Below are 17,626 nucleotides of genomic sequence, written 5' to 3'. Positions count from 1 at the left end.
TTTGTTACTTAAAACCTGCTGCACAGTTAGCAACCACAGTCCCGGAGTTGTTGTGTAGATGATAAAACTCCGCTAGGGTTGCGTATGAAAGTATAAAATTTTATTCATTGATGATGGCGATGGCCTCCTTGATTTTGGCCTCTAGCTCATCCATTAGGTCTGGATTGTCTTTAAGAAGTGTTTTTACCGCGTCACGGCCCTGTCCTAATTTGGTGCCATCATAACTAAACCAAGAACCACTTTTCTTGATGATCTCATAGTCTACACCCAGGTCAATAACCTCTCCGGCCTTAGAAACTCCAGTGCCGTACATGATATCGAATTCTGCAGTTCTAAATGGTGGAGCAACCTTGTTCTTCACCACCTTTACGCGCGTCTTGTTTCCGATAACTGCACTGTTAGAATCTTTGATCTGTGTAGATCTGCGGATGTCTATACGCACCGAAGAGTAGAACTTAAGGGCGTTTCCTCCCGTGGTAGTTTCTGGATTCCCAAACATAACACCGATCTTCTCACGCAGCTGGTTGATAAAGATCACGGTACAATTGGTCTTGCTGATCGATCCGGTTAGTTTTCTGAGCGCTTGAGACATTAATCGGGCGTGCAAACCAACTTTGGAATCTCCCATTTCCCCTTCTATCTCGCTTTTTGGCGTCAAAGCCGCCACCGAGTCAATAACAATTATATCGATGGCTCCGGAACGGATCAAATTGTCGGCGATCTCAAGGGCTTGTTCCCCATTATCCGGTTGTGAGATGATCAGGTTCTCAATATCTACTCCAAGCTTTTCTGCGTAGTAACGATCAAAGGCGTGTTCCGCATCGATAAAGGCAGCAATTCCACCTTCTTTTTGAGCTTCCGCAATAGCGTGTAGGGTAAGGGTTGTTTTACCAGAAGATTCTGGCCCGTAGATCTCAATGATACGACCTTTGGGCAAACCCCCAACACCGAGCGCCAGATCTAGCCCCAATGAACCCGTAGAAATGGCGTCAACTTGCTGAACTGCAGCGTCTCCCATTTTCATGACCGTACCTTTTCCGTAGGTCTTATCGAGCTTGTCTAATGTTAGTTTTAAGGCTTTTAATTTGGCGTCTTTTTCGTTACTCATATCGGCAGTATAATGTGATTGAAGATAGAAGGCTAAAATACTATTTCTTTTGCTTTATTTCAATCAAATCACGCAACCATTTATGAATTTACAGTCTATCAGATACAAAGGGAAAATTCATTGCTGTGAAATACATGAATCAAACCAAAATGGTTAACAAAAAAGGACTGGCAGTTACCCTAGTAGTCATTTTTAACTGCCGCCTCGACGGCGGCTAGCTACTCTTGCAGTCACTCTTAAATAACAATTAGTATTAACGAATTAGCCATTCGAAAAAAAGCGCCGGATATTCCACTCCGGCGCTTTTTTTTTCGCACTAACTACTTGCTCAGACTATCTGTTACAGCGCAAATCTTCTTCAAAATCGAAATCGGAATAGCACTTTTAAATTTCACCGTAGCGCTGCTATGCTGAAATTTATAAAGCACTCGGTTTTATTGCATATTTGCGCTTCACTGCGATATTCTTCCCTGTAGTTAGTGCATTCTTTGCTCATTTGTTTTATTCAAGTACCTTTGCGGTCAATTACTTTTTCTTTCAACTTAAACGCAAGTATAGCATGCAACTGTACAACAAATTAAGTGCGAAGGAGAGGGCCGAGTTACTTGAACAAGCGGGAGAAGACCGTTTGACCCTTTCTTTCTATCAATACGCCAAGATCGGCAACCCCGAACTTTTTAGAAATCATTTGTTTATCGCTTGGAACGAGATGGAAGTCCTTGGACGCATCTATGTCGCTCACGAAGGCATCAACGCCCAGCTTTCAGTTCCTGCAAAACGCTTTGAGGAATTCAAGGCCTTTTTAGATGGGATCTACTTTTTAGAAGGCTGCCGCCTAAATATCGCGGTAGAACAAGACCTAAAATCCTTCCTAAAATTAAAGGTCAAGGTGCGTCACAAGATCGTAGCAGACGGTCTCAACGATGAAACTTTTGATGTGACCAATAAAGGGGTCCACGTAGACGCGAAGACCTTCAATGAACTCCTGGACGATCCCAACGCGGTGGTGGTCGATATGCGTAACCATTACGAAAGCGAGATCGGACATTTTAAAGGGGCAATAACTCCAGATGTAGACACTTTTAGAGATTCTCTAGACATTATTGAAGAGGATCTTAAAGACAATAAGGAAGACAAGAAACTAGTGATGTATTGCACCGGAGGTATCCGTTGCGAAAAGGCTAGTGCGTATTACAAACACAAAGGATTCCAGCAGGTCTATCAACTAGAAGGTGGAATCATAGAATACACGCGTCAGGTCAAGGCCCAGGAGTTAGAGAACAAATTCCTCGGCAAGAACTTTGTGTTCGATCACCGCAGAGGGGAGCGCATCAGTGAAGACGTGATCGCCAATTGTCATCAATGCGGAAAACCATGTGACACTCATGTGAACTGTGCCAATGAGGCTTGTCACTTGCTCTTTATTCAGTGCGAGGACTGTGCCGAAAAGATGGAAAATTGTTGTAGCCAAGAGTGTCAAGAGATCACGCACTTGTCTTATGAAGAGCAAAAACGATTGCGATCTGGTAAGCACAACAGCAACAAGATTTTCAAAAAAGGACGTTCCGAAAAGCTGAAGTTCAAAAAGTAGGCTGCCGCTGTTTTTGCGGGTAGCAGATACGTTATTATTGCCTATCTTTAGGGTCGAAATCAAGTATTAACTTCCGACTCAAAAAGGTGACTTTTTGAGCAATATATATCTCTCTATGGCCTGTACTTCATGTGCCTCCGCTGCGGATGGCCTGCCCAAAGGCTGTAAAAATAACGGTACTTGCGGCACAGATGGCTGCAACAAACTCACGGTCTTTGACTGGTTGGGCAATATGGCCTTGCCAGCAGAGGTAAGTCCTTTTAATGTCGTTGAGGTCCGATTTAAGAACGGCCGTAAGAACTATTACCAGAACGCAGAAGGGGTGACCCTTTCCATTGGCGATATAGTCGCTACAGAAGCCAGCCCCGGACACGATATCGGTCAAGTAACCCTTACCGGAGAATTGGTGCGTGTTCAAATGAAGAAAAAGCGCATTAAGGAAGCCGTAGACGAACTCCCAAAGATCTATCGCAAAGCCGGACAGCGCGACATTGACATTTGGCATAAGGCGCGTGCAAGAGAAGAAGCTATTAAAAAAGAATCTCGAGAGATCGCGATTCGATTGGGCTTGCAAATGAAGATCTCTGATGTGGAGTTTCAGGGAGATGGTTCTAAAGCAATTTTCTACTATACGGCAGAAGATCGCGTGGACTTCAGACAACTTATCAAAGATTTCGCCCGTGCGTTCAATACTCGCATTGAGATGAAGCAAGTGGGCTTTCGTCAGGAAGCTGCTCGTTTGGGTGGGATTGGTTCCTGCGGACGTGAACTGTGCTGTTCTACTTGGCTTACGGACTTTAGATCTGTAAATACGGCCGCCGCGCGATACCAACAGCTGTCGCTAAATCCGCAGAAATTAGCCGGACAATGTGGAAAGTTAAAATGCTGTCTCAATTACGAATTGGACACTTATTTGGATGCCTTAGAGAATTTTCCAAAGAGCGATGTGCGCTTACAGACCGAAAAGGGAACTGGAGTTTGTCAAAAAATAGACATCTTTAAAGAGCGCCTTTGGTACGCTTATGACGGTGACTGGATGCAGTGGTATGAACTTTCTGCCGAACAAGTTCGCGAGATCATGAGTATCAACAAAAAGGGCAAGAAAGTAAGCAGTTTAGAAGACTACAAGGTCGAGGTGAATTTGAGCACTTTCGAATTTAACGACGGCGCAGGTCAAGATAGCCTGACCCGATTCGATCAGCCTAAAAAACGCAGAAAGAAACGCAGAAACAAGAGCCGCAATCAGAAGCGCAAGCCGCAACAGCAGGCAAAATCAAAACAAAAGTGAAGCAACTAGCAGTTTTTAGTGTATTGACGGCACTGCTGATGGGCAGTTGCACCGGCGATGCTGTTTTTAGCACAAACACTTCCTTTTCCGATGGCTGGTCGGTTACAGATACTGTCCAAGTTACACTGCCACAATTAGACTCCGCCGCGGCATACAATTTGTTTATCAATGTGCGCAATACGAACGATTATCCGTTCAATAATTTATTTCTTATAGCGATCATGGAATTTCCACAAGGAAAGGTCATTACAGATACATTAGAATACCGAATGGCTAACCCAGACGGAACTTGGATGGGCAGCGGTTTGGGTAGCGTTAAAGAAAACAAGCTCTGGTATAAGCAAGGCGTGCGTTTTACCGAGCAAGGCGAATATAAATTGAGCATAGTACATGCCGTCCGCAATAATGGAGTGGTAGATGGCGTTGAACGATTAACAGGCATAACGGATGTGGGAATCAGTGCAGAGCTTCCCCAAACAGACTAACTATGGCAAAACAAGCAACAAAGAAACAAGCTATGGAAAAGTCGCAGCTTAGAAAGTACATCTTTCTATTTTGGAAGTTGGTAGCTGGTGGCTTTTTATTCATTATCCTGATGTTCCTCTTAGCCTCTTGGGGTGTTTTTGGACAATTGCCGGATGAAACTGCACTGGAAAATCCAGAAAAGGATCTGGCGACAGAGATTATCTCCTCAGACGGAAAAACCATTGGAAAATTCTACAAGGAGAACAGAACACCTATTACCTTTGATGAGCTTCCACCACATTTGGTAGAGGCATTGATCGCAACAGAAGACGCCCGTTTTTACGATCACTCCGGAATTGACGCACGCGGATTCTTACGTGCAGCGATCTTTCTCGGCAAACGCGGAGGGGCCAGTACCATAACCCAACAGTTGGCTAAGCTATTCTTTACCGACGATGTAGCGAGTAATACAGTGGAACGGGTAATCCAGAAGATGAAAGAATGGATCATTGCTGTTCGTTTAGAGAAGCGTTACACCAAAGAGGAGATCGTCGCAATGTATCTGAACGAGATGGATTTTATCTTCCAAGCTGTGGGGATCAGATCGGCCTCGAACATCTACTTTGGCAAAGAACCTATGGATCTCACCGTAGAAGAAAGTGCCATTTTGGTGGGGATGTTAAAAAATCCTCGACAGTACAACCCTAAGCGCGAGATATCTAAAGCCAAATCCTTGGCGCGTCGCAATGTGGTAATTAGTCAGATGGCGAAATACGATTACATTGACGAGCAAACCAGAGATTCTCTTATTGCCTTGCCGCTTAAGATCAACTATACGCCGCAAGGACATGACGAAGGGATCGGGACCTACTTTAGAGAGTATGTCAGAAACTATATGAAGCAATGGGCTAAGGATAATCCTAAGTCAGACGGCACGAATTACGATATCGATCGCGACGGCCTTAAGGTTTATGTCACTATTGATTCTCGCATGCAAGAATATGCAGAATTGGCTGTAGATATGCATATGGCCAAATTACAGGCGGAATTCGACAAGCAAAATCAGAAGAACAAGACAGCTCCGTTTAGAGACATAACTCCAGATGAAGTTGACGGTATTATGAACGCAGCGATGCGCCGCTCAGATCGCTGGCGAATTCTAAAAAGACAAGGCAAGTCAGAAAAGGAGATCATTGCTAGCTTTAATGAAAAGACAGAGATGCGAATCTTCTCTTGGGGAGGAGATATCGATACTACCATGACTCCAATGGATTCCATTCGTTATTACAAAGGCTTTTTGAGAGCTTCCTTGCTTTCTATGACACCTCAAACAGGCGAGATCAAGGCTTGGGTAGGTGGTATTGACTACAAGCATTTTAAGTACGATATGGTAAAGACCGGCCAGCGACAAATAGGATCTACCTTTAAACCCTTTGTGTATGCAACTGCTATAGACCAGATGCATATGTCGCCCTGTGACACCTTACCCAACACTCCTTATTGTATTCCACAAGGAAAACACGGTAATATGAAAGAGTGGTGCCCAAAGAATTCTGATGGCGATTATGGAGGCACACTTACCTTGCGTGATGCTTTGGGTAAATCAGTGAACACGGTAACCGCCAGACTTATTGACCGAGTAGGGCCAAAACCCGTAATAGAATTGGTGGCCCGTATGGGGGTGGATCCAGAGGATATTCCGGAGGTGCCTTCTATCGCTTTAGGTACTCCTGATGTGACCTTATATGAAATGGTTGGTGCCTATGGCACCTTTGCTAATCAAGGAGTTTATATCAAGCCGATCTTGATCACGCGTATTGAAGATAAGAACGGAACCGTATTGGATCAGGCCACTCCTGAGGCCAAAGATGTTATATCGCAAGAAACAGCTTATGTCACTTTAAGTTTGATGGAAGGAGTTACTCAGGCTGGTTCCGGTAGACGACTGCGCGGTACCTGGGCTACAAATACCCCAGTTTACAAAAATGCAGTGACCGGTTACCCTTACGATTTTAAAAACCCAATAGCCGGTAAGACCGGAACCACACAGAACAACAGTGATGGTTGGTTTATGGGGATAGTTCCAAATTTAGTGACTGGCGTTTGGGTTGGTGGAGACGATCGTGCTACGCATTTCGCCTCAACTGCCTATGGACAAGGTGCTACTATGGCTTTACCGATCTGGGGTATCTACATGAAAAAGTGTTATGAAGAAGAAGGCCTCGATATTTCAACAGGAAAGTTTGAAAAACCAGACGAGTTGACCATTGAGACCGATTGTGAGAAGTGGGCAGAGAACAATACTCCTACAGAGGAGGTGCCCAACGAATTTGAGTTTTAAACAAAACCTATGATCAATAAAACTGTTGCCAACGTAGAAGAGGCCTGCAAGGGTGTCTCCTCTGACATGATGTTCATGTTTGGAGGATTTGGCCTGAGTGGAATCCCTGAAAACGCTATTGGCTATTTGTCTAAACAGGATATTTATGGCCTCACCTGTGTGTCTAACAATGCGGGAGTAGATGACTTCGGATTGGGACTCTTGCTGCAACGCAAACAGATCAAAAAAATGATCTCTTCTTATGTGGGGGAGAACGCGGAATTTGAAAGACAAATGCTCAGCGGGGAGCTGGAGGTGGAATTGATCCCTCAAGGAACTTTGGCCGAGCGCTGCCGAGCCGCCCAAGCTGGTTTTCCTGCCTTTTACACCCCCGCAGGTTATGGCACCGAGGTGGCAGAAGGCAAGGAGGTTCGAGAGTTTAATGGCAAGATGCACATATTAGAATACGCCTTCGATGCCGACTTCGGTTTTGTAAAAGCATGGAAGGGCGATACAGCTGGCAACCTTATATTCAAAGGAACAGCCAGAAACTTCAATCCGAATATTTGTGGAGCTGCTAAGATCACAGTTGCCGAAGTGGAGGAGTTGGTTCCAGCCGGTGAATTGGACCCCAATCAAATACACATTCCTGGAATATTTGTACAGCGTATTTTCCAAGGAGCGGTATATGAGAAACGCATTGAACAACGAACAGTAAGACCTAGAACATAATGGCATTAGATAAAAACGGAATTGCGAAACGCATCGCTAAAGAAGTCAAAGACGGCTATTATGTGAATTTGGGAATAGGTATCCCAACTTTGGTGGCAAACTATGTTCGCAACGATATCAGTGTTGAATTCCAAAGTGAGAATGGAGTTCTTGGAATGGGACCTTTCCCTTTTGAAGGAGAAGAAGACCCGGATGTGATCAATGCCGGAAAACAAACTATTACAACCTTACCCGGAGCCTCCTTCTTTGATTCTGCCATGAGCTTTTCCATGATCCGAGGAAAACATGTACACCTGACCATACTTGGAGCCATGGAAGTTGCAGAGAACGGAGACATCGCGAACTGGAAAATTCCAGGAAAGATGGTCAAAGGAATGGGTGGCGCAATGGATCTGGTCGCCAGTGCAGAAAACATAATAGTAGCCATGATGCACACCAACAAGCGCGGAGAATCTAAATTACTTGAGCGCTGCTCCTTACCGATTACCGGTGTGGGCTGTGTAAAGAAAGTAGTGACCAACCTCGCTGTGCTCGATATTACTTCAGATGGTTTTGTGCTTAGAGAACGCGCCCCCGGGGTCAGCGTAGAAGAAATAGCTCAAGCCACAGCCGGAAAACTTCATATTCCGGAAGATGTTCCCGAGATGGACATTTAATATTTTACATTACTTATTGTAAGAAATTACGTATGAGATTGTTAAAATGTTAAAATAAAGTGCATTTCATCTAATAAAAAGGCACTTTATCCCACATTTTAAATTTTTGCTGCATCTTAGCAGTCCCTAATTAAAGTAACATAACCTACTATGCTAATGGCAATTAAAAATACAATTCGGTTAATAACGACCTTCTTGTATTTGGCTAAAAAAGTTTTTTTGTTAATGTAAAATACAAACCCCAAATCTGTGCAACGATCAGATATAAGGTTTTACCCGTTCTTTGTGAGGTTAGGACGGGTTTTTTTTATGCCTTTTTTATCCCTTTTGGGATGGCTTCAATAAGGCGTTTTGTATAATCTTTTCGGGGGTTGGCATAGATCTCATCGGCATCTCCGATCTCTTCGATCAAACCAGAATTCATCACCACCAATTGATCTGCCATATATTTGACAACTGCCAGATCATGCGAGATAAATATATAGGTAAAGCCGTATTCTTCCTTTAAGGTATTGAGCAGATTCAATACTTGAGCCTGAACACTGATATCTAAGGCAGAGACCGATTCATCACAGATAAGCAACTTGGGTTTAAGGGCAATGGCCCTTGCAATTCCGATACGTTGGCGTTGACCTCCAGAGAGTTGATGCGGATACCTGTTGTAAAACGTACTGTCTAGACCAACTGCTTCCAGAAGCTCCAATACTTCTTGCTTGCGTTTTCCTGCCGAATAACTGTGGTGTACGGCCAAAGGTTCTGCAATGGCTTCTCCAATGGTAATTCTCGGATTAAGAGAAGCAAAAGGATCTTGAAAAACGATCTGGATCTCCTTGCGCAATTGCTTGCGCTCCGCTTTGTTGAGGTGGGTAATGTCGCGACCTCGAAATTTGATCTGACCTGCGGTGGCCTCCTCGATCTGCATGATGGTTTTCCCCAGTGTGGACTTCCCGCAGCCGGATTCGCCCACTAAGCCCAAGGTTTCTCCTTCAAAGACGGTAAAATTAACTCCCTTAACAGCTTCGACCGCTTTGGGTTTACCAAACAATGCAGCCTTTCCAAAGTAGGTCTTTTTCAGATCTATGATCTCTAGAAGTGGGGCTTGTGTGTATAATTCTTTGTGCTTTGCAGCGCGTTGAATTGGTTTTATTTCTTCGGATTCAAAATGCTCACCAGACAGATCCTCTACGGTTGGCAAACGTTTAAGACGTTGGTCCAGATCCGGGCGACTTCCTAATAACGCTTTGGTGTAAGCGTGCTTCGGATTTTTAAAAAGGGATTTGGTTTGCGCAACTTCGAGCAATTCACCACGAAACATGACAGCTACACGATCTGCTATCTCGGAGACCAGGGCGAGGTCGTGAGAGATAAAAAGCACACTCATGTTGTTTTGTTGTTGCAAGCTTTTAAGCAGTTCGATGATCTCTTTTTGTACCGTAACGTCTAAGGCGGTAGTTGGCTCATCTGCAATGAGAATCTTGGGTTTACAGGCCAAGGCCATGGCTATCATGACACGTTGCATCTGTCCGCCGGAGAGTTGATGCGGATAACTGTTGTAAACTTCATTAACACGTGGAAGCTTGACTTGCTCAAAAAGATGTAGTACTTCTTTTTTGGCGTCTCGCTCACTTTGATTCTTGTGAATTCGAAGCACTTCTGCCACTTGAGGACCACAGCGCAGTGCTGGGTTTAAAGCGCTCATAGGCTCCTGAAAGATCATAGCGATCTCATTGCCACGGATGTGACGCAGCTCCTTTTTAGAAAGCTCGGCCAAATTCTTGCCCATATATTGAATAGCGCCATTGACTTTAGCTGTTTTTGGTAAGAGCCCGAGTATGGCCAAACTGCTCACGGATTTTCCCGAACCCGATTCTCCCACCAATCCAAGGATTTCATTGGGGAACAATTCTAGATCAATATCCTTTAGAACAGGATCTCCTTTTCCGAATCGGAGATTGAGCTTATCGATCTTTAATAATGGCGCTGTTTGCATCGCTTTAAAGATAAGCCGATTTTCTGTTGTTTTTAGTCCTAAAATCAGCTCTAAATTCACGCATTGAGTATGCTCATAGCAGTTTCGAAAATCCAGCGAAAATTTTCGCGAAAACACCCTGTGGTTTTCGCGTAGCAATTAGAGGGTTAAAGTCCGATAAAACAGTCGGTTTCGACCAGAATGTTTAGCCAATTTTTTCAATGAATAAACAAGTATTTTCAAAACGTGCACTTTATCGATTTTTCAGCATTTTTAGAGAAGTGATGAATTATTGTCATTACCTTAACAAAGGATTAACAATAATCTGAAAATTCACTAACTAACAATTACTATTCACAATGAAGAAAAATTCATTCAGGCCCTTGCTACTCGCAATGGCTGCGATGCTGTTTTCTACTATGAGTTTTGCTCAAGAAAGTCAGCCCAAACCCATTAAAAAACTCAAGGTTTTTAATGAGACTCAGCAAAAGGCATTTGCTGCTCCCCAAAGCATTTTTACCGAAGAATTCAAGCTCTCTACAGACAACACTTTCAGTGCTGTATCTGAGCGTACCGACGAACTTGGTTTTACCCACCAGAAATTTCAGCAATTTTACAAGGGAATCAAGGTAGAGTTCGGTCAAACCACTTTGCATGCAAAAGAAGGGAAAGTAGTATCTATGTCTAACAGTGTTTTTAGGCTTGATGAGCTTACCATCACTCCTGGGCTTTCTGCAAATGCGGCACTTAATCGTGCAACTGCGCATATTGGAGCAGAGAAATATCTGTGGCAACAAGTAGACGATGCTGCAATGATCGGTTATGAAAGACCTGAAGGCGAATTGGTGATCTTCCCGGTAATTGACAAGATCACTACAGAAGCGCGTTTGGCTTATAAGTTTGACATTTATGCTTCGGCTCCTGTATATCGCGCCGATGTTTATGTAGATGCACAGACCGGAGTTGTATTGTTCGAGAACAAGCGTATTCACCACGCAGATACACCTGCAACAGGGGTAAGTCTTTACAATGGAACAGTTAGTTTCACTGCAGACAGCTACACAGGCGGATACAGACTACGTCAGGCTGCCGATGGTGGTGGGATCCGTACTTTTGACATGAACAACGGAACCAACTACAGCGGAGCCTCAGACATTACCAGTGCAGATACTTCCTTTCCATTTTCTACAGCGACTGGTGTTCAGGCTCATTTTGGTGCAGAACAAACCCACAAGTACTTTATGGGCAAGCACAACAGAAACTCTTTCAACGGAGCTGGTGCTATCATCAATTCGTATGTAAGTTATTCTAGCAACTATGTGAATGCTTTCTGGGATGGTTCTCGTATGACTTACGGAGACGGAGACGGTGTAAACTACGGACCACTAGTATCATTGGATATTGTTGGACATGAGATCACTCACGGGGTTACTGAGTACACTGCAAACCTTATTTACAGCTACCAATCAGGAGCACTTAACGAGTCTTTCTCTGATATCTTCGGAGAGTCTATTGAGCACTATGCACAAGGAACTAACGACTGGTTGATGGGTGACGCTATTGGAGCAGGAGGTAGCGGTGGAGCATTGCGCTCTATGAGCAATCCGAATGCATTCAACGATCCAGATACTTATTTAGGAACTTACTGGTGGACTTCTTCTGGAGACAACGGAGGAGTACACATCAACTCTGGGGTTCAGAATTATTGGTTCTACCTTTTGGTTAACGGAGGTTCTGGAACCAACGATGTTGGAGACGTTTTCAACGTTAGCGCTATCGGATGGGACAAGGCAGAAGCTATTGCTTACCGTAACCTCGCTGTTTACTTGACACAAAGCTCTCAGTTTACAGACGCTCGCGCAGGTGCGATCCAGGCTGCTATTGATCTTTACGGAGCAGGTAGCCCAGAAGAGATCGCAGTAACCAATGCTTGGTATGCAGTAAACGTAGGTGATGCCTATGGCGGAACACCTCCACCACCAGATTGTGTTACTGGAGATGTATTCTTGTCTATCACTTTAGATAACTACCCAGAAGAAACAGCTTGGACCTTAAAAGATGCTTCTGGAGCAACTATCGACTCAGCTAGTTATTCTACTGCGAACCCAGACGGTTCAACGGTAACTGCTACTTGGTCTGGATTGGCAGCTGGAGATTATACCTTCACTATCACGGATTCTTACGGAGACGGTATTTGCTGTTCTTACGGAGCAGGTTCTTATACAGTTTCTAGCAGTGCTGGAACCATGTTCAGCGGAGGATCTTTTGGTAGCTCAGCCTCTCATACTTTCTGTATTGAAGGTGGTGGCGGCGGAGCCGATACCGAAGCGCCAAGCACACCAACAGGATTGGCTGCTAGTGCGATCACTGAAACTACAGCTACCTTGACTTGGAATGCTTCTACAGACAATGTTGGCGTAGAAGGTTACGAGATCTTACAAGGAGGTTCCTCTTTAGGAACTACTACAAGTACTTCTGCTAACATTACCGGAATGACTGCAGGCACTACTTATACTTTCGATGTTCGCGCTTACGATGCAGCCGGAAATAACTCCGGAACTGCCAGTGTGACCTTTACAACTGAATCTGCCGGAGGCGGAGGAGGTGGAGGTCCTGTGGTGCTTCACCAAGGGAACTTCGAGACAGGCTGGGATGGCTGGATAGACGGAGGGTCTGACTCTTACCGTTATGCTGGTTCACGTTCATACGAAGGAACCTATTCTATCCGCTTGAGAGACAACACAAATTCTTCTACCATGACCTTAGGGACTTTCGATGTTAGTGGTTACAGCACCCTAGACATTGAATTCTATTTCTATGCTTGGAGTATGGAGAACGGTGAGGATTTCTGGGTACAGTTCTATGACGGATCTGCTTGGAGAACTGTTGCCGCTTATGCAAGAGGAACTAACTTTAACAATAATACCTTCTATACTGCAACGGTAAGTATCGATAATGCTTCGTACAACTTTCCGACCAATGCGCAGTTCAGATTCCGTAACGATGCTTCTGCCAATGCAGATCACATCTATATCGATCAGGTGACCATTACTGCGGATGCAGGAACTACCCTAATGGGTGATCGCATCACTGCACTTGGTGGAATTAACGGTTTTGCTGATGACGAAGGTCTTGATATTGACGGAGACTTCTTGATGTATCCAAATCCAGTTGGAAGCACGCTTAACGTGCGTCTGTTAGATCCAACAGGACAGGAGACCTATAGAATTGTTAATATTCTTGGACAAGTAGTTGCTCAAGGAACCTTGATGCAAACTATCGACGTTTCACGTTTACAATCCGGAGTTTATATCTTAGAGATAAACGAAGGCGAAGAGATCGTAACAGATCGCTTCATCAAAGAGTAATAGCTTACTCATCAACTAACTAATCGGAAAGACCTCGCCTTAGGGCGGGGTTTTTTTGTTAGCGGTATTTTATCTGATCTTCCTGAAGGATAGGCTGATTGCGATAGCGCAAAAAGATCTGGGCAACGGTTATGGTATCGCGTTGGCAGTATTCAATAATGCGGTCCAAGTCGCTGTCGGAATAATAAACCTCGCGAACTTGATCTCCGCTAATGTCTTCCTTAGGAGAAGGAATACCGAGCACTTTTGCCAAAAGACGTAGGGAAGTATAATGTTTAAAATCACCGAACTTCCACAGTTCCATGGTATCCAAATGTGGAACTTCCCACGGTTTTTTACCAAATAGTCGCAATTGGTTAGGTAGCGGAATCCCTAAAATGGTCATACGTCTGGCCAAATAAGGGAAGTCAAATTCTTTGCCGTTATGTGCACAAAGCCTGTGATAAGGCCTGTTAAAATGAGTTTCTAGCAGGCTGTTAAATTCGCGGAGCAGATCTGCCTCGTCTCCACTAAAGGAGGTCACGCGAAACTCCCCACCATCCGCAGCAGTAAAGTAACCTACCGCAATGCAGATGATCTTACCAAATTCCGCCCAAATACCGGCACGTTCATAGAACTCCTCCGCAGAGATCTCCTTGCGCTGATATTGGGTCTTAGCTGCATACAACTCCTGAGTTTCTGTATCTAAGGCATTAAAATCTGCTGCCTCAGGGACGGTCTCAATATCTAAGAAAAGGATGTTATTTAGTGGGATCTTGTGTAACACAACAAGCGGATTTGCTTGTGAAATTACACTTTAATTGCCAATCATGGCGTAGGTCTCTTCTATATATTTATAAAAGTCACTGGTAAAATCATCACCTGCTTCTCGGGTTCCTAATTGGTGACCCAATCGCACAATAATGAGGTCATCTTCTGGGATGGTGATCACGTATTGCCCTAATATTCCGCGCATTACAAAGATGTGTTTGTCCAGATGATCAGATATCCAAAAGCCATACCCGTAAGGTTCTCCTTCAAAACGCGCTACGGTAGCTTTGGCTACAAAGGCAGAATCCAAGATCTGTTTGCCATCCCAACGGCCGTGATTTTTAAAGAGACTCCCGAACCTGGCAAAATCTAAGGCGTTACTAGCAATGCAACAATAACTCTTAGCCAGCCTATTGTCTTGGTCGTCAACTTGCCAAAGGGCATCCTGTTGCATGCCTAGCGGTTTCCAAAAACTCGATTCTAAATAATCGGAGAGCGACTGGCTTGTAGCCTTTTGTACGATCATACCTAGTAATTGGGTATTACCGCTGAGGTATCGAAACCCTTGTCCTGGCTCATCAACAACTTTTTGACCCAAGATCGTTTCAGCCAGATCGTCATCATAATACGCACGAGCCGTTACACTAAACGGACTTTTGTAACTCTCTTCCCAATCGAGTCCAGAGGCCATAGACGAGAGATCTCCTACCGTGGTCTTTTGTCCTTTGTATTGCTCAAAAAAATCACCAATGGGCTGATCAAGTCCTTTTATATAACCGTCGGCAATGGCCTTCCCTAAGAGGGCAGTTGTAATACTCTTTGCCATAGAAAAGGAATTGGTCTGTGAGGTAGCAGAATAGCCTTCGCTGTAGTGTTCAAACCAGAGACTGTCGTTTTTAATGATGGCAAATGCAACAGTCCCCAAATCCTTGTGAGTCTGTTTTAAACGTTCTGTCATAGAAACGCTGTTATAGGCGGGGTGCTTGGGCCATTCCCAAGGCTGTTCGGCATTTTCAATGGTGTCATTTTCAAAATAGACATGATCGTCTATAAAAGCTGTGGTATGTCCGGTCATATACACCACACGTACACCTTTTAAGATGTATTCGTAGTCCGTGATATAGAGCAAGGCAACCAAAGCGATCAGCAGGATAACTAGGCCTTTTAAGAATTTGAAAAGTCCTCTCATTTTAAAACAGTTTTTCTTGTCGTACTGGCGATTCGTGTTCCAAGAGCCATTTTTTCCGCCACAGTCCACCGGCATAGCCAGTTAAACTTCCATCGGAGCCAATTACACGGTGACACGGAATTATTATCATTATCGGGTTCTTACCGTTGGCGCTCGCCGCTGCTCGAATACTCTTAGGGTCGCCCAAACGCTTGGCCATGTCCATATAGGTAGCTGTTTTCCCGAAGGGAATTTCAGCGAGTTGCGTCCAAACTTGTTTTTGGAAAGAAGTTCCTTGCGGGTTCAGTTTAAGGTCAAAACTACTTCGCTGACCTTGAAAGTATTCATGAATTTGTTGTGCTGCGGATTGCAATTCGGCGGGAATTTCTGCGGATGGGTCTTGAGGGTCTTCCACCACGCTTAGCTTCTGAATTCCGTCTGCATCGCCTTGTAAAAGAAGGCTGCCCAATGGCGAATCCAGATAAGCTTGTGCAATCATCTTATTGGTCTTGATCGTCTTCTTCTGCCTTGGTGATCACAATTCCTAAACGCTTAGCGCGTGCCTCCCAAGTACGACGCGCCATTTGTTGCAGATCTGCAACATTATCGCTTTCGTCCATGATCTCTAAGCCTAGTAAGGTTTCAATGATATCCTCCATAGTAACCAATCCAACAGGATTGCCAAATTCGTCCATTACAATGGCCATGTGCGCGCGTTTGCCTATAAACAGCTCAAAGAGGTTTGGAATCGGTGTGCGGCTATCAGTTACCAAAAGCTCGCGTTTGATGCTTCTAAGAGGCTCGTGTCCTTTCTTGTCAATAATGGCTTCCAACACATGATCTTTCAAGATCACTCCGGTAACATTATTGGCGTTTTCATTGTATACGGGAATACGGGAGAACTTCAGGTTTTTATGGCCTTCGTGGAAGGCTTCAATGGTGGTGTTCTCATCTTCGGTAATGGCCACAACCCAAGGGGTCATAACGTCTTTGGCCATTATAGATTTAAAGACCAGTAAGTTCTTAATTACAGTGGATTCATTCTCGGCAAAAACCCCTTCTTCTTGCGCCGCATCTGCAATGGCGATAAATTCCTCACGGCTCAAAGTGCTAACATGAGCAGATTTTCCAATAAGGCGGGTTGTGAGTTGCAAGAACCACAATATACCCGTGTATTTAAGTGGGAATATCAGCAATGATAAAGCCTTGGCTGTAAAATTGGCCAGCTTCTTCCAGTAGGTCGCACCTATGGTCTTTGGAATGATTTCAGAGAGTACCAAGATCAGAAAGGTCATGATCCCAGAAACGATCCCGACTATATTGATTCCGAAGAAATCGATCTCAAAGTCTAAACTTTCGGCCTGAACTCCCACTAAGATCGCACCCACGGTATGGGCTATGGTATTGAGTGTCAAGATCGCAATAAGCGGCTTGTCCACATCTTTCTTTAAGTTCTCTAAAGTATCGGCATAGCCTTTTCCTTGTGACTTTTTAATGTTTATGAAAGAGGGAGTGATGCTGAGCAGTACTGCCTCTAGAATCGAACATAGAAACGAAAAAAAGATTGAAAGTACGGCGTAAACGATGAGTAAGGTCACTGTGCTGGCTTATAGTTGACTAGACAAAAGTAAAAATACCAAAAATTACCAACCCACATAGCGTGGAGGCGCTACTTGTTTGAGGTTTAGATAAACGATCAGTTGTCCACGATGATGTGTCAAGTGGTCTTGCAGCAAATTCAAGATCTGCAATTTGCTTTTTGGGCCTGCAAAGAAATCCACCGTTTCGGCAAAAGTCTCTGGGTCTGTTGCAGCAACAGCCGCAGCAACTCCGTCAAAAGAGGCTTCCAGAGATTTAATGATGTTGGCTTTGGTATCGGTAACTGCCTTGGGCTCTGTGCCCTTAAAATAAGTTGTACTGAGCCAATCCATATTCGCTTTTATATGGATCAATTGCTCTTTAAAACTCATTTGTCTTTCAGAAGGTTTAAAGCCAAAAGCATCTTCTGGCATGGCTTCTGCAAGTTCTAAAGTGTAATTCTTTGCGTTTTCCCACTTTTCAAGAAAAGCGGTTTTCGGTGTAGTTTGTTGCGCCATAGCGAAGTTTGTTCCAATCAAAACTAGAGCGATCAAGAGATATTTCATCTATTTAATAATTTTTATTTCTGAGATAATCAAGCAAATAAAAATTATCTGCATAGATCAAGCGCTT

At 44.2% G+C, this 17,626-nt stretch carries 14 protein-coding genes; 7 read left to right on the top strand and 7 right to left on the bottom strand.

Going from position 1 to position 17,626, the window contains the following annotated elements:
* Window positions 1-100: 100 nt before the first annotated feature.
* Entirely contained in the window at window positions 101-1,108 is a 1,008-nt protein-coding gene (recA, locus tag BTO09_RS05310; protein WP_087523778.1) for a recombinase RecA, read from the bottom strand.
* 559 nt (window positions 1,109-1,667) lie between these two features.
* On the opposite strand from recA, the gene BTO09_RS05305 reads away from it, so the two are divergent.
* The 6 genes from BTO09_RS05305 (at window position 1,668) to BTO09_RS05280 (ending at window position 8,160) form a co-directional block, all read left to right on the top strand.
* Complete coding sequence (locus BTO09_RS05305; protein WP_087525492.1) at window positions 1,668-2,699, top strand: rhodanese-related sulfurtransferase; 1,032 nt, start codon at window positions 1,668-1,670, stop codon at window positions 2,697-2,699.
* 115 nt (window positions 2,700-2,814) lie between these two features.
* Window positions 2,815-3,987, top strand: coding sequence for a regulatory iron-sulfur-containing complex subunit RicT (locus BTO09_RS05300; protein WP_087523777.1), 1,173 nt, complete (start codon window positions 2,815-2,817; stop codon window positions 3,985-3,987).
* Window positions 3,984-4,472 (top strand): gliding motility lipoprotein GldH, encoded by a 489-nt coding sequence (locus BTO09_RS05295; protein WP_232454996.1) that lies wholly within the window; start codon window positions 3,984-3,986, stop codon window positions 4,470-4,472. The genes BTO09_RS05300 and BTO09_RS05295 overlap by 4 nt, the downstream gene beginning before the upstream one ends.
* A gap of 2 nt (window positions 4,473-4,474) precedes the next feature.
* Window positions 4,475-6,793: a penicillin-binding protein 1A gene (locus tag BTO09_RS05290; protein ID WP_087523775.1), complete on the top strand. Its 2,319-nt coding sequence runs from the start codon at window positions 4,475-4,477 to the stop codon at window positions 6,791-6,793.
* Window positions 6,794-6,802: 9 nt separating this feature from the next.
* Window positions 6,803-7,504 carry a CoA transferase subunit A gene (locus tag BTO09_RS05285; RefSeq protein ID WP_087523774.1) on the top strand — a complete coding sequence of 234 codons (702 nt, stop codon included), beginning with the start codon at window positions 6,803-6,805 and terminating at the stop codon, window positions 7,502-7,504.
* Window positions 7,504-8,160, top strand: a complete 657-nt coding sequence (locus BTO09_RS05280; protein ID WP_087523773.1) for a 3-oxoacid CoA-transferase subunit B — start codon at window positions 7,504-7,506, stop codon at window positions 8,158-8,160. The genes BTO09_RS05285 and BTO09_RS05280 overlap by 1 nt, the downstream gene beginning before the upstream one ends.
* A gap of 307 nt (window positions 8,161-8,467) precedes the next feature.
* Here the strand turns inward: BTO09_RS05280 and BTO09_RS05275 are convergent, their stop codons facing one another.
* Window positions 8,468-10,150: an ABC transporter ATP-binding protein gene (locus tag BTO09_RS05275; RefSeq protein WP_087525491.1), complete on the bottom strand. Its 1,683-nt coding sequence runs from the start codon at window positions 10,148-10,150 to the stop codon at window positions 8,468-8,470.
* Window positions 10,151-10,488: 338 nt separating this feature from the next.
* Here BTO09_RS05275 and BTO09_RS05270 point away from each other — a divergent pair, with 338 nt between their 5' ends.
* Window positions 10,489-13,497, top strand: a complete 3,009-nt coding sequence (locus BTO09_RS05270; RefSeq protein WP_087523772.1) for a M4 family metallopeptidase — start codon at window positions 10,489-10,491, stop codon at window positions 13,495-13,497.
* Window positions 13,498-13,555: 58 nt separating this feature from the next.
* Here BTO09_RS05270 and BTO09_RS05265 read toward each other — a convergent pair whose 3' ends face one another.
* From BTO09_RS05265 to BTO09_RS05245, 5 genes are read right to left on the bottom strand one after another with little or no spacing between them, the layout of a single operon-like run.
* Window positions 13,556-14,263, bottom strand: a complete 708-nt coding sequence (locus BTO09_RS05265; protein WP_087523771.1) for a 3'-5' exonuclease — start codon at window positions 14,261-14,263, stop codon at window positions 13,556-13,558.
* Between the two features lie 30 nt (window positions 14,264-14,293).
* A complete protein-coding gene (locus BTO09_RS05260) occupies window positions 14,294-15,436 on the bottom strand; it encodes a serine hydrolase (protein ID WP_087523770.1) in 1,143 nt (380 codons plus the stop codon).
* Window position 15,437: 1 nt separating this feature from the next.
* Window positions 15,438-15,911: a methylated-DNA--[protein]-cysteine S-methyltransferase gene (locus BTO09_RS05255; RefSeq protein WP_087525490.1), complete on the bottom strand. Its 474-nt coding sequence runs from the start codon at window positions 15,909-15,911 to the stop codon at window positions 15,438-15,440.
* Between the two features lie 4 nt (window positions 15,912-15,915).
* Window positions 15,916-17,013 carry a CNNM domain-containing protein gene (locus BTO09_RS05250; protein ID WP_087523769.1) on the bottom strand — a complete coding sequence of 366 codons (1,098 nt, stop codon included), beginning with the start codon at window positions 17,011-17,013 and terminating at the stop codon, window positions 15,916-15,918.
* Window positions 17,014-17,058: 45 nt separating this feature from the next.
* On the bottom strand, window positions 17,059-17,559 hold the full coding sequence (locus BTO09_RS05245; RefSeq protein ID WP_087523768.1) for a DinB family protein: 501 nt from the start codon (window positions 17,557-17,559) through the stop codon (window positions 17,059-17,061).
* Between the last annotated feature and the right edge of the window lie 67 nt (window positions 17,560-17,626).

It is taken from the genome of Gilvibacter sp. SZ-19 (genome assembly GCF_002163875.1).
Taxonomy (GTDB): Bacteria; Bacteroidota; Bacteroidia; order Flavobacteriales; family Flavobacteriaceae; genus Gilvibacter.
The sequence above is the reverse complement of the archived record's forward strand: the minus strand, read 5'-3'. Positions and strand labels throughout refer to the sequence as shown.

Bases quoted from the DNA above. Each gene is read 5' to 3' on its own strand.
- recA (WP_087523778.1), bottom strand. From the start codon at position 1,108: ATGAGTAACGAAAAAGACGCCAAATTAAAAGCCTTAAAACTAACATTA.
- BTO09_RS05305 (WP_087525492.1), top strand. From the start codon at position 1,668: ATGCAACTGTACAACAAATTAAGTGCGAAGGAGAGGGCCGAGTTACTT.
- BTO09_RS05300 (WP_087523777.1), top strand. From the start codon at position 2,815: ATGGCCTGTACTTCATGTGCCTCCGCTGCGGATGGCCTGCCCAAAGGC.
- BTO09_RS05290 (WP_087523775.1), top strand. From the start codon at position 4,475: ATGGCAAAACAAGCAACAAAGAAACAAGCTATGGAAAAGTCGCAGCTT.
- BTO09_RS05285 (WP_087523774.1), top strand. From the start codon at position 6,803: ATGATCAATAAAACTGTTGCCAACGTAGAAGAGGCCTGCAAGGGTGTC.
- BTO09_RS05280 (WP_087523773.1), top strand. From the start codon at position 7,504: ATGGCATTAGATAAAAACGGAATTGCGAAACGCATCGCTAAAGAAGTC.
- BTO09_RS05275 (WP_087525491.1), bottom strand. From the start codon at position 10,150: ATGCAAACAGCGCCATTATTAAAGATCGATAAGCTCAATCTCCGATTC.
- BTO09_RS05270 (WP_087523772.1), top strand. From the start codon at position 10,489: ATGAAGAAAAATTCATTCAGGCCCTTGCTACTCGCAATGGCTGCGATG.
- BTO09_RS05260 (WP_087523770.1), bottom strand. From the start codon at position 15,436: ATGAGAGGACTTTTCAAATTCTTAAAAGGCCTAGTTATCCTGCTGATC.
- BTO09_RS05245 (WP_087523768.1), bottom strand. From the start codon at position 17,559: ATGAAATATCTCTTGATCGCTCTAGTTTTGATTGGAACAAACTTCGCT.